The 17087-nt window shown below is 69.4% G+C and carries 13 protein-coding genes and 1 pseudogene; 8 read left to right on the forward strand and 6 right to left on the reverse strand.

The window, feature by feature from the left end; all coding sequences use genetic code 11:
• Positions 1 to 43 precede the first annotated feature (43 nt).
• A pseudogene (locus NVV99_RS20240) lies at positions 44 to 993 on the reverse strand (FAD-dependent oxidoreductase); the annotation flags it as partial.
• A 64-nt stretch (positions 994 to 1057) separates the two neighbouring features.
• On the opposite strand from NVV99_RS20240, the gene NVV99_RS20245 reads away from it, so the two are divergent.
• Positions 1058 to 1774, forward strand: coding sequence for a GntR family transcriptional regulator (locus NVV99_RS20245; protein WP_024102774.1), 717 nt, complete (start codon positions 1058 to 1060; stop codon positions 1772 to 1774).
• 8 nt (positions 1775 to 1782) lie between these two features.
• On the opposite strand, the gene NVV99_RS20250 is transcribed toward NVV99_RS20245, so the two are convergent.
• The 3 genes from NVV99_RS20250 to NVV99_RS20260 form a co-directional block, all read right to left on the reverse strand.
• Complete coding sequence (locus tag NVV99_RS20250; protein WP_024102773.1) at positions 1783 to 2433, reverse strand: response regulator transcription factor; 651 nt, start codon at positions 2431 to 2433, stop codon at positions 1783 to 1785.
• The gene (locus tag NVV99_RS20255; RefSeq protein WP_024102772.1) at positions 2430 to 4361 is read right to left on the reverse strand and encodes a histidine kinase; all 1932 of its coding nucleotides are present in this window, start codon (positions 4359 to 4361) and stop codon (positions 2430 to 2432) included. Before NVV99_RS20255 ends, NVV99_RS20250 begins: the two co-directional genes overlap by 4 nt.
• 70 nt (positions 4362 to 4431) lie before the next feature.
• Positions 4432 to 5127: a hypothetical protein gene (locus tag NVV99_RS20260; RefSeq protein ID WP_019290270.1), complete on the reverse strand. Its 696-nt coding sequence runs from the start codon at positions 5125 to 5127 to the stop codon at positions 4432 to 4434.
• 609 nt (positions 5128 to 5736) lie between these two features.
• Here NVV99_RS20260 and NVV99_RS20265 point away from each other — a divergent pair.
• Positions 5737 to 7335 carry an FUSC family protein gene (locus NVV99_RS20265; RefSeq protein WP_041803535.1) on the forward strand — a complete coding sequence of 533 codons (1599 nt, stop codon included), beginning with the start codon at positions 5737 to 5739 and terminating at the stop codon, positions 7333 to 7335.
• Positions 7336 to 7375: 40 nt separating this feature from the next.
• On the opposite strand, the gene NVV99_RS20270 is transcribed toward NVV99_RS20265, so the two are convergent.
• Positions 7376 to 8962 carry a hypothetical protein gene (locus NVV99_RS20270; RefSeq protein WP_024102770.1) on the reverse strand — a complete coding sequence of 529 codons (1587 nt, stop codon included), beginning with the start codon at positions 8960 to 8962 and terminating at the stop codon, positions 7376 to 7378.
• Between the two features lie 327 nt (positions 8963 to 9289).
• On the opposite strand from NVV99_RS20270, the gene NVV99_RS20275 reads away from it, so the two are divergent.
• A complete protein-coding gene (locus tag NVV99_RS20275) occupies positions 9290 to 10762 on the forward strand; it encodes an MFS transporter (RefSeq protein ID WP_041803532.1) in 1473 nt (490 codons plus the stop codon).
• Here NVV99_RS20275 and NVV99_RS20280 read toward each other — a convergent pair.
• Positions 10749 to 12401 carry a CdaR family transcriptional regulator gene (locus tag NVV99_RS20280; protein WP_024102768.1) on the reverse strand — a complete coding sequence of 551 codons (1653 nt, stop codon included), beginning with the start codon at positions 12399 to 12401 and terminating at the stop codon, positions 10749 to 10751. The genes NVV99_RS20275 and NVV99_RS20280 overlap by 14 nt on opposite strands.
• A gap of 328 nt (positions 12402 to 12729) precedes the next feature.
• Between NVV99_RS20280 and NVV99_RS20285 the strand changes: the two genes are divergently transcribed.
• From NVV99_RS20285 to NVV99_RS20305, 5 genes are all read left to right on the forward strand, one after another.
• Positions 12730 to 13179 (forward strand): heme-binding protein, encoded by a 450-nt coding sequence (locus NVV99_RS20285; RefSeq protein WP_006552488.1) that lies wholly within the window; start codon positions 12730 to 12732, stop codon positions 13177 to 13179.
• Between the two features lie 40 nt (positions 13180 to 13219).
• On the forward strand, positions 13220 to 13939 hold the full coding sequence (locus tag NVV99_RS20290; protein WP_006552489.1) for a TenA family transcriptional regulator: 720 nt from the start codon (positions 13220 to 13222) through the stop codon (positions 13937 to 13939).
• Positions 13940 to 14023: 84 nt separating this feature from the next.
• Complete coding sequence (locus NVV99_RS20295) at positions 14024 to 14410, forward strand: Rieske 2Fe-2S domain-containing protein (RefSeq protein ID WP_016691025.1); 387 nt, start codon at positions 14024 to 14026, stop codon at positions 14408 to 14410.
• Positions 14407 to 15633 (forward strand): NAD(P)/FAD-dependent oxidoreductase, encoded by a 1227-nt coding sequence (locus NVV99_RS20300; protein WP_024102766.1) that lies wholly within the window; start codon positions 14407 to 14409, stop codon positions 15631 to 15633. Before NVV99_RS20295 ends, NVV99_RS20300 begins: the two co-directional genes overlap by 4 nt.
• Positions 15630 to 17084: an aldehyde dehydrogenase family protein gene (locus NVV99_RS20305; RefSeq protein ID WP_041803530.1), complete on the forward strand. Its 1455-nt coding sequence runs from the start codon at positions 15630 to 15632 to the stop codon at positions 17082 to 17084. The genes NVV99_RS20300 and NVV99_RS20305 overlap by 4 nt, the downstream gene beginning before the upstream one ends.
• The last annotated feature ends 3 nt before the right edge of the window (positions 17085 to 17087 follow it).

Genomic DNA, 17087 nt, shown 5'->3' on the forward strand with positions numbered 1-17087 from the left:
TCGCCCTGGTCGACGAATCGGGGCGTCCGGTTCCGGGATGCCAGAGGCCGAGCAGGTCGGCGGTCTCCTCGCCGAGATAGAGGCCGAGGGTCATACCGCGGCCACCCGGGCCGGCGACGACCCATACGTCTTCGTCGGCCTTCGCGCGGTGCACGAGCGCGTGGGGTCGATGCACTGGCTGTACACACCGGCCCAGCGCCGGACGACGCGCGGCAGTCGGCGGCCGAGGAACTCCTCCGTCACTGCGACGAGGTGGTCGTAGGCGTCGACGTCGACGTCGAAGTCGAAGTCGAACGGTTCGTCGTAGGCGTGGGTGTCGCCGACGGTGAGGCCGCCGTGCAGACGCTGGACGCACAGCAACTGCATGCGATGCTGCGCGGCGACGGGTCGTTGCTCCTCGGAGGCGGTGAGCTCGTCGAGGGCGGTACCGGCGAATCCCGGGTAGTAGCGCAGGCTGTCGCCGTCGGCGATCGACGTGGTGAGGTCTTCGCCGAGCGGTGCGGTCTGCATCGTCTGCAGCCGGACCCTGCGCAATGGCAGGTCGCGGGCGAGGCCACCGAGTGTCGCGCCGGGACAGACGAGAACGAGGTCGGTCTCGTGCACGGTGCCGTGGTCGTCGCGCACCTGCACGGTCCCGCGGGCCGTGCGGGAGACGTCCCGGGCCTCTGTGGACAGCAGGAACCGGTAGCGGCCCGAGATGGCGAGATGTTGCCGGATCGCCGGGAGCGCGATGCGGGATTCGACGGCAGCGTCCGTGCTGCAGTGCAGTGCCGCGAGGAAGTTACCGCGTAGCGCGGGGTTACGGCGGCGCGTCTCGTCCGCATCGAGCAGGGCGAATCCCCGTCGCTGCGCGTCGTCGCGTGCGACCGCTTCCTCCGCGACGGCGATCTCGGCGGCGGTGCGCGGCAGCGTCAGCGAACCGTTCGCGCGGAAACCGACGTCGGGAACGCGGGCGCCGAGGTCCTCCCACAGCTCGCGGGACCGCAGAGTTAGGGCCGGTTCGTCGAACTCCCGGTGAAACAGTTGGTGTAGACCGGAATTCGGTTACGCTGGATGTGTGGCCACCGTCGTTCGCGAAGCGCGCACCCTCAAGCACCAGATCGTGCGCCGCCAGGTGGAGTGCCTCCTCGACCAGCTCAGCGTGGGAGATCAGGTCCCCTCCGAACGCGATCTCGCCACCCGGTTCGACGTCGCCCGCGAAACCGTCCGCCAGGCACTGCGAGAACTGCTCGTCGACGGCCGCATCGAACGGCGGGGCCGCAGCACCGTCGTCGCCGGCCCGAAGATCGTCCAGCCCCTCGTCATCGGTTCCTATACCGAAGCCGCCCTGCTCGAAGGGCGCAGCGCTGGGCGTGTGCTCGTCGCGTGGACCGACCTCGTCGCCGACGACGAACTGGCCTACTGCCTCGGTCTCGAACCCGGCGATCCCGTCCTCGAACTCGAACGTGTCCTGCTCACCGACGGAGTGCATGTCGGACTCGAACGCACGCGCCTTCCCGCACACCGCTTTCCGGATCTGCGCCGGACGCTCGATCCGTCGTCGTCGCTGTACGCCGCGATCCGTTCCTACGGGATCACGTTCGCGCGGGCGGTCGAGCGGATCGAGACCACGCTGCCGGATGCGCGCGAGGCGGCGCTGCTCGACGCCGACACCCGCACACCGATGCTGCTGCTCGAGCGGATCTCCTACGACGAGAACGACGTCCCGATCGAGCACCGCCGGTCGCTCTACCGCGGCGACCGGATGTCGTTCGTCACGACCGTCACTCCCTGAGCAGCAGGTCAGTCGACGCCCAGGCCTGCTTCCCGCGCACGGACGATCGCGCTCGCCCGGTCGGCTGCACCGATCTTGCCGAGGATATTGGACACGTGGTTGCGCACCGTCTTCTGGCTGAGCACGAGTCGGCGGGAGATCGCGGCGTTGTCGAGTCCGCGGGCCACGAGGTCGAGGATCTCCCGCTCCCGTTCGGTCAGATCCGGGAAGACCGCCGACGTGTTGCGGGAGGTCGCGACCGCCGCAAGGGCTTTCGCCGCGACCGCCGCACCGACGATCATCTCACCGTCGGCCACGGCCCGGATCGCCCGTTCGACCCCCGACGGATCGGCCCCCTTGACGAGATAACCCGAGGCACCGGCACGGATGGAGGCGACGAGGATGTCCTCGTCCTCGTGCATCGTGACCATCAGGATGCGGGTGCCCGGCGACTTCCGGAGGATGCTGCGGGTCGCGTCGATCCCCGATCCGTCGCCGAGTTCGATGTCCATGAGCACGACGTCGACATCGCCGGTCACGACCTCGAGCGCCTCCCCCACCGAACTCGCCTGGCACACGACGTCGATCCCGTCGAGGGTGCCCAGCAGTGCCGCCATACCGAGGCGGAAGACGGGATGGTCGTCGACGACCGCAACGCGTATCGCTCCGTTGTCGCTCATGATTCGGACCAGGGTAGCCGCGCCCGCACCACGACACCGCGCGGGTCGCCGGGTTCGATGGCCACCGTTCCGCCGACCTCCCGGGCCCGTTCCCGCATGCTCTGCGTCCCCACACCGACTCGTGCGTCGGTCGCGAGTCCTCGTCCGTCGTCGACGATGTCGAGGGCCAGCACGTCGCCCTCCGCCGCGACCCGCACCGTGCATTCGTCGGCACCGGAATGCCGTCGCGCGTTGATGATCGCCTCGGAGGCGATGCCGTAGGCGGCCCACGCGATCGGCCCGGACATCCCGGCGGGGAGGTCGGACCGCAGGTCGACGCGGAATCCCGCGCGGGCGTGGGTGATCACGAGTTCGTCGAGAGCGGCGGTGAGGCCGAGTTCGTCGAGAACCGGGGGCAGCAGACTGCGCGAGAGCTCGCGGACACCGTCGACCTGCCGATCGAGTTCGCGGAGCAGTTCGTCGACGAGTCCGGCCGCGGCGTCCGGGTCGGTGGTGACGAGATTGCGTGCGCCCTGCAGGCCGAGCCGCACCCCGGCGAGCGACGGGCCGAGGCCGTCGTGCAGTTCGCGGCGGATGGTGCGGCGTTCCTCGAGTCTCACCTCGGTGAGGCGGCGACGTGCGTCTTCGAGGTCCTCCGCCGACCGCAGGACGACGAGCCCGACGTCGACGACGGTCGCGAGTTCGGTGAGCGCCCGCCGGCTGCGTGCCCCGAGCGATTCGCCCGGAGGTGCGGTGACGGCGAGGGTGGCGTCGCCGTTACCGACCGGAACCTCCTCGACGGGTCCGGTCGCGGTCCCCCAGCGTGCGATCACGTCGCCACCGCGGCGCACCTCGACCGATTCGAGACGCAGTGCGGTGCCGATTCCGGCGACGAGTTCGCCCAACAGCAGGTCGGGCGAATCGGCACCGGCGAAGTGCCGCCCGAGGATCCGGACGGCGCGTGCCGGGTCGACGCCGTCGCCGTAGACGAGGCGGTGCACCTTCCGGCCGAGCCACATCCGCACCGGCTGCACGGCCAGGGCGACGGCGGTGGCGGCGACCGCCTGGGCGAAGACCGATTCGTTCGGGAGCACCAGCGACACCGCGACCGTCACCGCGAGATAGGAGGTGACGAGCACGGCGGTGAGACTGCCGGCGAGCGCGGCGCGACCCACCGCGAGGTCGATGCCCCAGAGTCGTTGGCGCAGCACGACGGCAAGGATCGCGACGGGATAGAAGGCCTGCGTCGCGAGGTGGAGCAGCGGTGTGAGCATCCACGGCACGTCCGGGACCGCCAACGGGATGTACGAGGCTGTCATCAGGGCACTGCCGAGCGCGAGCCATCCCGTCCCGGATCGTTCGCCCGCCGAGGCGTGACGGCGACGCCACTCGACGTGCCCGGAGGTCAGGAAACCCACGGCCACAACGGGTCCGACGAACCAGATGTCGGCGATGTCGGTGAAGGTGCGCGCCCAGAAGAACCAGGCGATCGTCAGGACACCGACGCCGATCCCGGCCCGCACCACGGGATCGGCCGGACGGTCGCGGACGAGCCACGGCACCACCAGGAACAACGCGAGCGTCCCGGGAATCCAGGTGGTGTTCTGCAGCGGACCGAGGAATCCGACGGGCAGTTCGGGGCGGACGAGGGCGAGCTGGGTCCAGCTGTAGGACACCGCTGCCACACCGACGCCGATCGACGCGACGGCCAGCAGGATCGGCACGGCGTGGACCCGGCGGGCGAGGATCACCCCGGCGACCGTCCCGTAGACGGCGGCTCCGACGACGTCGACGAGGAAGAACAACTGGTCGGAATCGAGCGCGGGCCGGGCCGCGACGAACACGACGACGGCCGCGACGGCGAGCAGCCAGGAAGCGACGGCCACGACGGCGGCGGGTACCGGAGCCCCGGTACCCGCCGATCCGTTCGTCGTGACTGTGTCCTTCATGGTGCGGTGAGTATGCACCACTGTGTCCTTGATGCGGCCGGTATACGCCGCTGGGCCGCTCGCAGTGGCACTAACGTGCACGCCGGTCCGCGAGGGCGAATCCGACTCCGGCCACCAGCACCCACACCGGGCCGGTGAAGCCGGCCATGTACTGCAGTGGGGAGATGCCGAGGAGCAGTGTCAGGCCACCGAGAACGATGCTCGCCCAACCGATCCAGCGGGGCGCCGCGCGGTGATGCAGGACCGCGACCGCGACCGCGACGCCGCTGACACCGGCACCGACCCACAGCCATGGGATGGTGCCCATCCAATGCGAGGCGAAGACCGCCACCTCGGGCACCATCTGATCGGTGTTGCCGAGGCCGAACAGCAACTCGGTGTCGAGTCCGGTGCCCATGAGGGTCGCGACCGAGGTGAGCACGAGACCGAATGCCGCGACCGTCGGCACGAGGCTGAATTCCGGAGTGCCTGCGCGCAGTCGGCGCTGCAGTCCGGCGGCGAACACGAGCAGCAGCGTCGTCGACACCATCAGCGTCAGGTGCATGACGAGCATGGGCGTGCGCTGCCCGGCGAACTCGGTCATGATCGCCACCGCGTTGCCGGCGGTGCGCTCGTTGTATGCCGCGCTCATCGCCATGCTCGCCTGGATGCCCACGACGCCGGCGAGTCCGGCGACCGCCCCCGTCCACGCCCAGAGCGAACCGGGGCCACGACGGTCGGGAGCGATCGGCGCGAGGGGTTCGGTCTCGGTGCCGAGAGTGTTCATGAGGGTCCCTTCGGATCGGTGCGACGCCCTGCGCGTCGCGGAAGGAACGATCCGACGCCCGGTGTCCCGGGTGGAAGGGACGGCCGTCCCGACCTTCCGGGACCACCGTTCGCGCCATCCCCGGGCACGACGAACGAGGGGGAGGTTGTGTGCGATTCTCCCGACGAAAACGCACACGACCTCCCCCTCGATTGGCCAGCGCGACGCGGATATCTCCGTGAGCGGACGGATCCGCGTCGTCACGAATTCACTCAGGGATGGCGGGTGCGGCGCTCGTCCGCCGAATGGAGAGCGGCGACGGACGCGAAGGCCGCAGCCAGTACCAGTAACAACAGCACAACATTGAGTGTCATGGAATGTCCTTTCACGGGGCCGGGTGAATTTCTCCCGACTTCGAAACAGGCGCTCTCCTCTTCTATCCCATTTACGGGAAATATGCGAGTCGACGCATTTTCCACCGGCGAATTCGATGCGTTCGCAATTCGAACGCCGACGAATTACCCGTCGGATATTCCGTCGGGAAATTCGGCGGACCGGCCCAGTGACCTGCGCCTCATGCGCGCCTGCCGACGGGAAACGCCGGCCCGCCGGTTCCTAAGGTGATACGACGTGGCGGAAGCGAGCGGAGATCATCGGGTCGTCGACCTGCCGCTGCCCACACCCGCCCCGCTGCGAACGGCGATGCTGTCGGTTCCGCGGCAGGGACGCCGGTGGCCCGGCGCCGCACGTGCGGCCGCGACCGTCGCGATCCCCGGTCTCGCGGGTGTCGCCCTCGGCTTCGGTGCCGTCTCCGCCATCGCAACACTCGGTGCGTTCGCCGTCGTCTACGGCGAGCAACGTCGCTATCGTGTCCGTGCCCGCGCGGTCGCCGTCATCGGGACGGTGCTCGTGACGCTGGCGACGATCGGCGCCCTCGCAGGGTCGGTGGTCCACCACGAGCTGGCGGAGGGTGGGTCGGCGTGGTGGTACCTGCTGGTCGTCGCGGCGATGACCGCGACCGTCGCGGTGTGCGCCTTCGTCGTCGACGCCCTGCGGATGGGTGCGCCCGGCGCCTTCCTGATGTTGCTGTCCCTCGAGATCGCGTCCGCTCTCCCCGCGCTGGGGGTGTCCGTCCCGACGGTCTCGGCCTGGACGGCCATCGGTGCGGGGACAGCCGTCGTGGTCTCCCTGTCCGGCGCCCCGTTCCGGCCGCGAACCCCGGAACGCACGGCGGTGGCCGCTGCGGTCGCCGCCGTCGACGCGGTCCTCGAGGAGAACTCACCCGGCAGTCGCCGCGCCGCGGTCCACGACCTGCACGCCGCCTGGCAGTGCCTGCACGACGCCGGGCTCGTCGATTCGGGGCATCCGCTGGAGCAGACGCTGCGCGCGGCCCACCTCCGATGCGCGGAGACACTGGACGAGCGTCCGCGGGACGAGGCGGTTCCCGAGGACGATCTGCGGCTGCGGACCCCGCTGCGACGCCCCTCCGTGCGGTACCGCCTCGCGCGCGCCGCGCACCTGCGCAGCCGGTCGGCGACGATCGCCGCGCGCCTGCTCGTCGCGGGACCTGTCGCCGGGACGATCGCCATCGCGCTGGGCGTCGGACGCCCCGACTGGGCGGTCATCACGGCCGCGATGATCCTGCATCAGGGACCGGACCGGATCCTCGGCTCCTACCGGGCGGCGCACCGCTTCCTCGGCACCGTGCTCGGGCTCGTCCTGGTGGCCTGCCTGACGCCCTTCCATCCCGGTGGGGTCGTCCTCGTCGCGGTGCTGGCCGCAGTGATGGCCGGCACCGAGATGTTCCTGGTGCGGAACTACGGCCTGGCGATGGTCTTCATCACCCCGCTCGTCGTCGTCCTCGGCGGGCTGGGCGCCCCCGGCGATCTGGTGACCGTCGCGCGCGATCGATTCCTCGAGACCGTCGTCGGCGTCCTCGTCGCGCTCGCGGTGCTGTGGGGTGTACTCCCCCGGGCCCACCGCCGCGTCCTCGACTTCGCCGACGGGCGCGTCCGCGACGCCGTCACGAGGATCGCCGCGTCGACGGACGCGCGCGAGCTGCCCGAACTGCGCCGCGACCTCGAGTTCGACCTGCACGCCTCCACCACCGCGGCCGTCATCGCCGCGCACACCGAGCCGGCGTGGACCCGGGAACGCTGGACCGAGCATCGCCGTCTCCACGAACTCGGCTACCGGATCCTGACCCTGCCGGAACGACCGGGCCCCTGAAGCAGGGACCCGGTCGCTTCCGTCGGAACACGCGCCCTCGTCAGAACACCAGGACTGCGAAGACGGTCGAGAGGATCAGTCCCGCCATCACCGGCAGGAAACACTTGCGGGCGAGATCGAGCACGGGCACCCGGGCGAAACCGGCCACCGCAACCAGCGAGGACCACGCGATGATGACGCCGCCACCGGACCAGATGTTGCCCATCTGACCGATCGCCGCGAGCGTCGAGGGGTCGACATCGACGGCAGGGCCGAGGGCACCCGACAGCGCACCGGTGAGGGGCAGTCCGCTGAATCCGGATCCGTCGAGTCCGGCGACGAGGCCGATGAGCAGGATGCCGAAGGACGTGATGAAGGCGTTCTGCGGAAGGTGCGCCTGCACCGTGGTCACCAGGTCGAACAGGATCGCCGGGCCTGCGGCGTCTGCGGAGATGCCGAGGATCGGTCCCGCGAACTCCGGATTGCCGATGAAGAAGAAACCGGCGATCGGGAGGACGCAGCCCATGGCCTTGAAGGCGAAGACCAGGCCGTCGACGAGGTGATCCGAGGTGGTCTCGAGGAAACCTCCGCGGTCGGTCGACGCTGCGGCGGCGAACAGGATCAGCGCTGCGATCCCACCCACGATCGCGGCGGCGTCACCACCCTGCAGCGGCGGCACGACCTCGGTGAACTTGCCCAGCATCAGGTAGACGATGAACGCGAGGTAGGCGAGCGGCACGAGCATCGCGAACGCTTTCGCGGTACCGCGGCGCTCCTTCTCCGCCTCGGCGTCGGGGTCGGGGTCGGCGATCGGGTCGGACGGTGCCACGAGCACCGCCGTGGCCGTCGCCGCCTGCTCTCCGCCACCGCCGCTGGGGCCGCCGGCGGGTTCCGGCCGACGCGGAGGACGGGAGCCGCCCCCGCCGCCCGAGGAGTCGTCGCCACGGGTCTCGCCGATGCCGCGATCCGCTTCGGCCTCCCACTCGACGAGGAGGTCGGGTGACGGCGCACGCCAGTGCCGCTTCTGCACGAGGTAGGTGATGAGCAGAGCCGTGCCGCCGACGATCAGGGACAGGACCATGGCCTTGTCCGCGACGGCGTCGGCCTCGACGCCGGCCGCCGATGCGGAGATACCGGGCGCCACCTTGATGATGTAGTCCGAGGACAGCGCCATGCCCTGACCGCAGATCGCGATGACCATGCCCACCGACAGCGGGGACATGCCCGCGCGGATCGCGACGGGGATGAGCACCGCGCCGACGAGGGGCACGGCCGGGGTGGGCCAGAAGAACAGGGAGATCACGTAGGTGACCGCGGCGAGGACGAGGAAGCTGCTGGTGCCCGCACGCATGACCCGCCGGAACGGCGCGACCATCATCCGGTCGGCGCCGAGCTGGCGCAGCGCGCCGAGCATGGCCGTGACCATCGCGATGATGAGGAAGATGTTGAACAGTTCCTTCGCCGCGACGAGGCTCGCGTTGAAGATGGCCGACAGTCCCGTGACGATGCTGCCGGAGAACGTCAGTGCGGTCAGGAAGGTTGCGACGACTGCAGGAACGACGATGTTCTTCCGCAGGGCCATGGTGGCCAGGATGACGAGGATGCCGGCCAGGTAGACCCAGTGGGCGGCGGTGAGTTGTACGTCCAAGGCGATTCCTTCGACAGGGGGGTGGAACGAGTCGGGCTGTGTTCGTGGACGGTGAATGGGAACTCGATGTATTGGGGGAACTTTCCGCTACGGCCCGTGCTCGGTCAACGAGAACGGTGCACAGTGCCCGCCACGCTAGCTGTGCACTGTGTTCCACTTTTGCGATTTCGTGACGACGGAGCGCTCGGATGTGAAATATTGCTACGAACATGTGTCGCGCGCCCCGCGCCGCCCTCACGACGTCGTCGAATGTGCACCCTGCACCGGTTCCCCCGGATCCGATGTGCACCTTCACTCCGCGATGGCGATGCATCCGACGGTAGCGCAGTGCGAAAGTGGTTCGACGGTACGAACCGTGCCGCGCAGTTCCCCGAGGTTCCGGAGAGTTCGATGACCACTCGCACCGATACACCGGCAGCGCCGGCAGCCGAGACGGATACGGGCACTCCCCTGGCCCTGTCCGCCCTGCTCGCCGGAACCCTCGTCGGGACACTGAGCAACAACATCATCAATGTCCCACTGCCACAGATACTTTCCGACTTCGACGCAAGCCTCGAAGACGGCGCACTACTGGCCGTCGGCTTCCTTCTCACTTTTGCTGCGGCAATGCCCCTTGCAGGGTACATCGGCGACCGATACGGTCGCCGTCGCGTCTACTGCGGCGCCCTGCTCGGCACCGCGATCTGTGCTGCCGGAGCGGCGACGGCGCCGACCCTCGAGATCCTCGTGGTCTGGCGCGCCCTCGGCGGAGTCGCGGCGGCCGCATTCGCGCCTGCGGTCATGGGATTGATCGCGTGGTTGTTCGGCGCGCACAGACGCGCACGCGCGGTGAGCGCGTGGGCCACTGTGAACGGACTCGGCCAGGCCGTCGGCCCCACCCTCGGCGGTTTCGTTGCGGGACATTGGGGTTGGCGATGGGTATTCGTCCCGATGATCCCGATTGCACTGATCGGACTGGCCGGAACGCTGCGGTGGATCCCGATCTTCCCCGGCCGCAGGATGACCCTCGACGTGCCCGGTTCGATCGCACTGACGCTCGGCTCCGCCGGAGTCGTGCTGGGACTGAGCATGTTCGGACAAGCGGGTGTTCCCACGTCCGTCGCGGGGATCGCCCTGGCCGTCTCGATCGTCGTACTGGTCGGTTTCGTCGTGCACTGCCTGCGCACGGACGTACCGTTCGTCGACGTCCGACTGCTGGTCGAGAGCAGGTTCGCGCGGAGCGCAGCCGCCGCCTTCGCGCAGATGTTCTGTCTGGGCGCGGCTCTGCTGGCGGTGCCGCTGCGGTTGCACGAGACGGGTGCGTCGACGGCCACGGCCGGGGCGATCCTGTTCGCGCTGCCCGCGGTCATGGCGGTCCTCGCACCGGTCGTCGGCCGCACCGTCGACCGCGTCGGCGCACGCCGGATACTGCGGGCGGGACTGGTGGTGCTCCTCGTCGGCCAGAGCGCGCTCGCCGTCGTCCTCTCGGCGGACGAACCGCGCCTGTGGCTCGTCGCGACCGTCCTCGCGATCACCGGCGCCGGCATCGCCGCCGTGCAGACCCCCGCGGCCGCCGGCTCGACGCGTTCTCCGGCGGGCGAGCGCGGGACGGGGCTGGGAGTGTTCAACCTGATCCGTTTCGGCGGCTCGGCCGTCGGGGCGGCGTGGGTGACCGTCGCGCTCGGTTCGTGGACGGTGGGACCGCTCTTCACGGTGTGCGCCGTGGTCGTGTGCGCGGGGTTCGCCGCGTCGTTCCTGGGGGCCGACCCCGAGGATCACGCACCGACCGGCTCCGAGTCGACCGCTCTCAGCGGTAGTTGATCTCGTTCTCGACCGAGGTGCGCAGCCGGTCGAGGAGCTCGAGGCGGACGGCGAGCCAGGCCGTGAACTGGTTCTCCGGCAGCCGGACGTCCATCCCCATCGCGCGGGAGATCCGGTCCAGCTTCGACAGCATCGTGTTGCGGTGCACCGACAGCTCCCGCGCCGCCGCGTTGACATTCCCGCCGGCCGCGAGATAGGCCAACAGGGTGTCGTACAGGTCGGTGCCGGGCTTGAGCGTCCCGAACACGTCGCCGACGAACCTGCGGCTGCGATCGGTCTCGGCGACCAGCTCGAGCACGCCGTAACCCCGCAGGTCGCGGTAGGCCACCGAACCCGACATGCCGAGCCGCTGCCCGATGCCGAGCGCCACGCGGGCCTGCCGGTAGCTCTCGCGGATCTGGTCCGCGCCGACGGCCGGAGCGCCGTGGGCGACGGGCACCGGGCGCACGCGCCGGCGGGACAGGTCCTGCGACACTGCGTCGGCGTATTCGGCGATCTCGAGTTCGACGTCGCGCGGGTCGCGGTAGCGGAGCGACCGCACCACCACCAGGACGTCGCCGATCACCGTGACGTACGAACGCACCGACGGATGAGGCAGGACGCTGGCCGCGTACCGGGCCAACCGCAACAGTCCACCGGATTCGTCGCCGCCCGGGCCTGCCGGGTTCTCCCCGTAACCGGGCGCGACGAAGACCGCGAACGACGAGGTGAGATCGATGTCGTGGTACTCGGCGCGGGCCTGCATGTCGTGCTGGCTGGTGAAACTGCCGTGCACGAGCGCCTGCACGAAATCACCGCGGGCCCGCTCCTCGGCCTCGTCGACGCTGCGTTGCCGCAGCATCTCCGACCCGATGATCGCCGTCGCCTGTTCGGTGACGACCGCGTGCTGGGCCAGCTCGTGCGGGCCGGGAGACGTCCCCGAGGCGAGCACCACCACCCAGCCCTCGAACCGTTTGCCGAGCCGGATGGTGCTCGCCGTGCACGTCCAGGGTGCGCCTCCGACGACCTCCTCCAGCACGCGGGTGTCGTGGTGCGCGTGACGATCCGCGGCCGTCACCGTCGACAACTGCTTGTGCAGGATCTCCGAGATCTCTTCCGCCCGAGCGGCATCCACGCCGTGGAAGGCGACGGCCTGACCGCGCGCGTCGAGTGCGATCGCCGGATGCTGCGCGAGCGCCGAGACCTCCTTGACGAGCAGGTTCAGTCCCGCTCCGCGGTGCAGGAGACCGGCGAGCGTCGAGTGCACGTGCGCGGAATAGCGCATGACGTGCACTTCCTGCATCAGCGACCGCTCGGCGAGCAACCGGTTGAGTGCCGCGAATCCGACGGGCAGGTCGAGTTCGATCACCACCAACCCCGCCGGCCAGGACATTCCGGCGGGCACCGCGCCGTCGACGACCAGCGCCGCCGCATCGCGGGCCGCGAGTGCGGACAGGGCGTGCGCGCTGTCGGCCAGTGCCTCCGGCCGCATGTACACGGCGACACCGGTGAGATCGTCGAATCGGCCGACGACCTCGCCGAACGGCAGCACCCAGGTGAGCGCCCGGTCGAGATCGGCCTCCCGATCCACGACCCGGGCGCCCTCCATGAGCGGTTCGTCGAGCAGTCCTCGGATTGTCAGACGCGGGCTCGATTCCATGGGGACCTGCTTCCATCGGGAGCATCGGCGGGCCGTGAGGGGGTGGACCCGTCGACACCGTGGCGGTGTGCACTTTCTACACCAGTTACCAGAGTCATGCGTCCCAGACACATGTGCACTGTGTACACCGAATCCCGAAAACAACGGTGATCCTGACCGTCCCCATCGGCGCGCAGCCCTGTTAGAAATGAGCCACGCCGGACACACCGCTCCACCGCTCCGGCACCCGCCGACACTTCAGCGACGCGGCATCGGCGGGACGCACACGGATCCCGACGCGGACCAGGAATCGTCCGACTCTCCGACCCGACTTCGAAAGTGGAGACCAATGCATCGAATCCACCGCATCACCCTCGACGACGCACTCCCCCTGCTGGCCGCCGGCCGCGCGAAGGCCGAGGAGATCGGCGTGAAGCAGACCCTCTGTGTCTGCGACGAGAGCGCGAACGTCATTGCTCTGCACCGGCTTCCCGGCGCCCGCCTCACCGGCGTCGAGATCGCCATGGCGAAGGCGTTCACCGCCGCCGGCCACGAGCGCGCCACCCACCTGTTCAACGAGGGTCCCAACGGACCCGCCCTCCCCGGCAACGAAGCGTTCGGCATCAGCCACATGCTCCCCGGGAAGTTCGCGATCTTCGTCGGCGGCTTCCCCCTCGTCTACGACGGACAGATCGTCGGCGCCGTCGGCATCAGCGGCGGCAACGGCGAGCAGGACAAGGCGGTCGGCGCCGCCATGATCGCCGAATTCGAAGCCCTGACCTCCGCGATCAACGCCTGATCGTATCCCCCGCACGACCTCCTCATCGAAAGGCATCATCATGACCGAACTGCTCGGACGCGACGAATTCCGCGCCGCACTCGAAGACGCCATCAAGGGACGCGAGGCGAAGAACGCATCGTTCAGCAAGGCGTGGGCCGAGGGCAAGCTCGAGAAGCACCACTTCGCCCGGTGGGCCGAGAACCACTACCACTACGTCGGCCCCTTCGCCGACTACCTGGCGAACATCTACTCCAACACCCCCGATCACTTCACCGACGCCAAGGACTTCACCCTCCAGAACATGTACGAGGAGGAGCTGGCCGACATCCGGCACACCGACCTGCTCATCAAGTTCGCCGAGGCGTGCGGCACCACCAAGGAGCGCGTCGAGGATCCGAACAACATGAACGCGGTCACCCGCGGACTGCAGGCCTGGTGCTACGCGGTGTCCCAGCGCGAACACTTCGTCGTCGCCACCGCGGCCCTGGTCGTGGGCCTCGAATCCCAGGTGCCGAGCATCTACAAGAAGCAGATCGTCCCGCTCCGCGAGGTGTACGGCTTCACCGAGGACGAAATCGAGTTCTTCGACCTGCACATCACCTCGGACGTCGTGCACGGTGAGCGCGGCTACCAGATCGTCCTCGACTGCGCCGACACCCCGCAGCTGCAGCAGCGCTGCCTGCAGCTCGTCCGCTGGGGAGCGGAGATGCGTTTCTCGTACACGAAGGGCCTGTACGACACGTACGTCGCCCCCGATCTGGAGCTGGCGTCCGCCTGATCCGATGCGCGGGAGCGGAAGTCGCTCGCGGCTTCCGCTCCCGTTCTCGCACACGAGCGAAGGAGAAGCATGTCCACCGAAATCATGGGCAGCGGGACCGCCGGCACCGACACCGCCGCGGAGTCCCCGACCTGGGTCGCCGTCGCCACGGTGAAAGAGGTGACCCGCCGCCGCAAACTCCGCGTGGAGGTCGACGGCCTCGCGATCGCACTGTTCCATGCGAACGACCGCATCTACGCCTTCGCCGACCTGTGCATCCACCAGGACCGTTCGCTCGTGAAGGGCACGCTCCTCCACGGCCGGGTCATCTGCCCCGGCCACCAGTGGCGCTTCGACCTCGAGACCGGATACGAAGAGGACCAGGACCTCTGCCAGCCGGTCTATCCCGTCCTCGTGCGCGACGAGACCGTCCTCGTCGACCTCACCCCGCGTCCGGCACCGGCCGCATCCGGAAAGGAGTGCACGGCATGACCGTTCGCACCGTAGTCACAGTGGGCGCCGGCCAGGTCGCCGCCGTCGCCGCACGCACCCTGCGCCGCCGCGGCTTCGACGGACGCATCGTGCTGCTCGGCGACGAGCAGCACGCCCCCTACCAGCGTCCGCCCCTGTCGAAGGAATTCCTCGCCGGTCGCGAAGGGGTCGACTCCCTCGCACTGCTGACCCGGAAATGGCTCGACGCCAACGACATCGACATCCGAACGGGCGTCTCGGTACAGCGCGTCGACACCGCGACCCGCACCGTCGAGTTCGACGGCGGCGAGATCGCCGCCGACGCGATCGTCCTCGCCACGGGCGGACGCCCCCGCACCCTCGCCACCACCGGATCCCGGCCCGATCTCGTCCACTACCTGCGCACCCTCGACGACGCGACCGCCCTCGCAGCCCGCCTGACCCCGGGTTCGAGTCTCGCGATCGTCGGCGGCGGCTTCATCGGACTCGAGATCGCCGCGACCGCCCGATCTCTCGGCGTGACGGTGACGGTCCTCGAACAGGCCGAACACCTGCTCGGAGGCATCCTCGGCGAGCAGGTCGGCCGGCACTGCGTCGATCTGCACCGCCGCAACGGTGTCGACCTGCGCACCGGCACGGGCGTCGCCTCGGTGACCACCTCCGACCGCGGTGTGCGGATCGAGACCACCACCGGCGGGATCGTCGAGGCCGACGCCGTGGTCGTCGGCATCGGCATCGTCCCCAACACCGACATCGCGGCGGCCAGCGGACTCGCCGTCGACGGCGGGATCGTGGTCGACGCCACCGGGCGCACCTCGGTCGAGAACATCTACGCGGCAGGCGATGTCGCGAAGCGGTTCTCTCCGCGCGAAGGCCGGCACGTGCGCGTCGAACACTTCGACAACGCGAACCGCCAAGCCGCGGTCGTCGCCGACACGATCGTCGGGCGGCAGTCGCTCTCCGACGACCCGCACTGGTTCTGGTCCGATCAGTACGACACCAACATCCAATTCGCCGGATCGGCTTCCGGAACAACCGAACTCGTCGTCCGCGGTGACACCGACAGCGGAGAGTTCTCGGTCTTCTACCTCGCCGGCGACGTTCTGACCGCTGCCTTCGCGATGGACCGCGGCGAGGACATCATGGCGGCCCGCGAACTCATCGGCCGCAGGGTCGACGCAGCGCTGCTCGCCGACGAGGACACCGATCTGTGGGAGATGTACGAGGAGGTCGAGCCCGCATGACGATCACCGGACTGAACCACATCGACGGCAACTGGGTACCGGCCGCCTCCGGCGCGGTCTTCGAACGCCGCAACCCCGCCGACGAGACCGATCTGATCGGCACCTTCCCGGACTCCGACGCCATCGACGTCCGCAACGCCGTCGATGCTCTCGACAAGGCCGCGCCCGAATGGGCCGCCACCCCGCCCGAACGCCGCGCCGCGATCCTCGAAGCAGCCGCCGACCACCTCGCCGCACACTCGGCCGAACTCGTCGACGAACTGATCCGCGAAGAGGGCAAGACCCGCGCCGAGGCGTCGATGGAGGTGACTCGCACCCCCATGAACCTGCGCTTCTACGCAGGTGAGGCACTGCGCGCCACCGGTGCGACCTTCCCGGCACCGGGCTCCACGACCATCTACACCGTGCGCGAACCGATCGGGATCGTCGGTGCGATCACGCCGTGGAACTTCCCCCTCAACATCCCCTCCCGCAAGCTCGGGCCCGCGCTCGCCGCCGGCAACACGGTGCTGTTCAAGCCGTCCGAGATCACCCCACTGATGGGACAGCGACTCGTCGAGGCCCTACTCGCCGGAGGTCTGCCGGCGGGCGCGATCGCACTGATCCAGGGCGACGGCAAGGCCGGTGCGGCGGTGTCCGGCGACGAGCGGATCGCAGCGGTGACCTTCACCGGGTCCACCGAGGTCGGACGCGCCATCCACCGCAGCGTCGGCCCCGACCGGCGCGTGCAGCTGGAGATGGGCGGCAAGAACCCCGTCGTTGTCCTGGACGACGCCGACCTCGACGCGGCGGCCGCGCTGATCGTCAAGGGCGCCTTCGGGTTGTCGGGCCAGGCGTGCACCGGCACCAGCCGGGTCGTCGCCGTCGACGCGATCCACGACGAACTGCTCGAGAAGGTCGCCGAACGCACCCTCGCACTGCGGGTGGGACCAGGTTCGGGTGCCGCCGTCGATGTCGGCCCGCTCGCGGGTCGCGGTCAGCTCGACAAGTTCCTCGAGTACGTCACCATCGGCACGGACGAAGGCGCACGGCTCGTGTGCGGCGGCGTGCGATGCGAGGACGACGCGCTGCGAGACGGATTCTTCGTGCGGCCCACAGTGTTCGCAGACACCGCCCCGGGGATGCGCCTGCTCACCGACGAGATCTTCGGCCCGGTCCTGGCCTTCCAGCGCGCCGGCTCCTTCGACGAGGCCCTGGCTCTGGCGAATGACACCGCCTTCGGGCTCAGCGCCTCGGTCGTCACCCGGAGTCTGTCCGCTGCACAGCGTTTCATCGCCGGGTCGCGGACCGGGCTCGTGAAGGTCAACCAGCCCACGACGGGAATGGCCATGAACGCGCCGTTCGGCGGCTACAAGCAGTCGAGCACGCAGACCTTCAAGGAACAGGCCGGCCCCACGCTCATGCAGTTCTACCAGTCCGAGAAGACCGTCTACCTGTCCCCCGACGCCTGACCG

The organism is Rhodococcus sp. PAE-6, assembly GCF_025290685.1.
In the GTDB taxonomy this organism is placed as follows: Bacteria; Actinomycetota; Actinomycetes; order Mycobacteriales; family Mycobacteriaceae; genus Rhodococcus; species Rhodococcus pyridinivorans.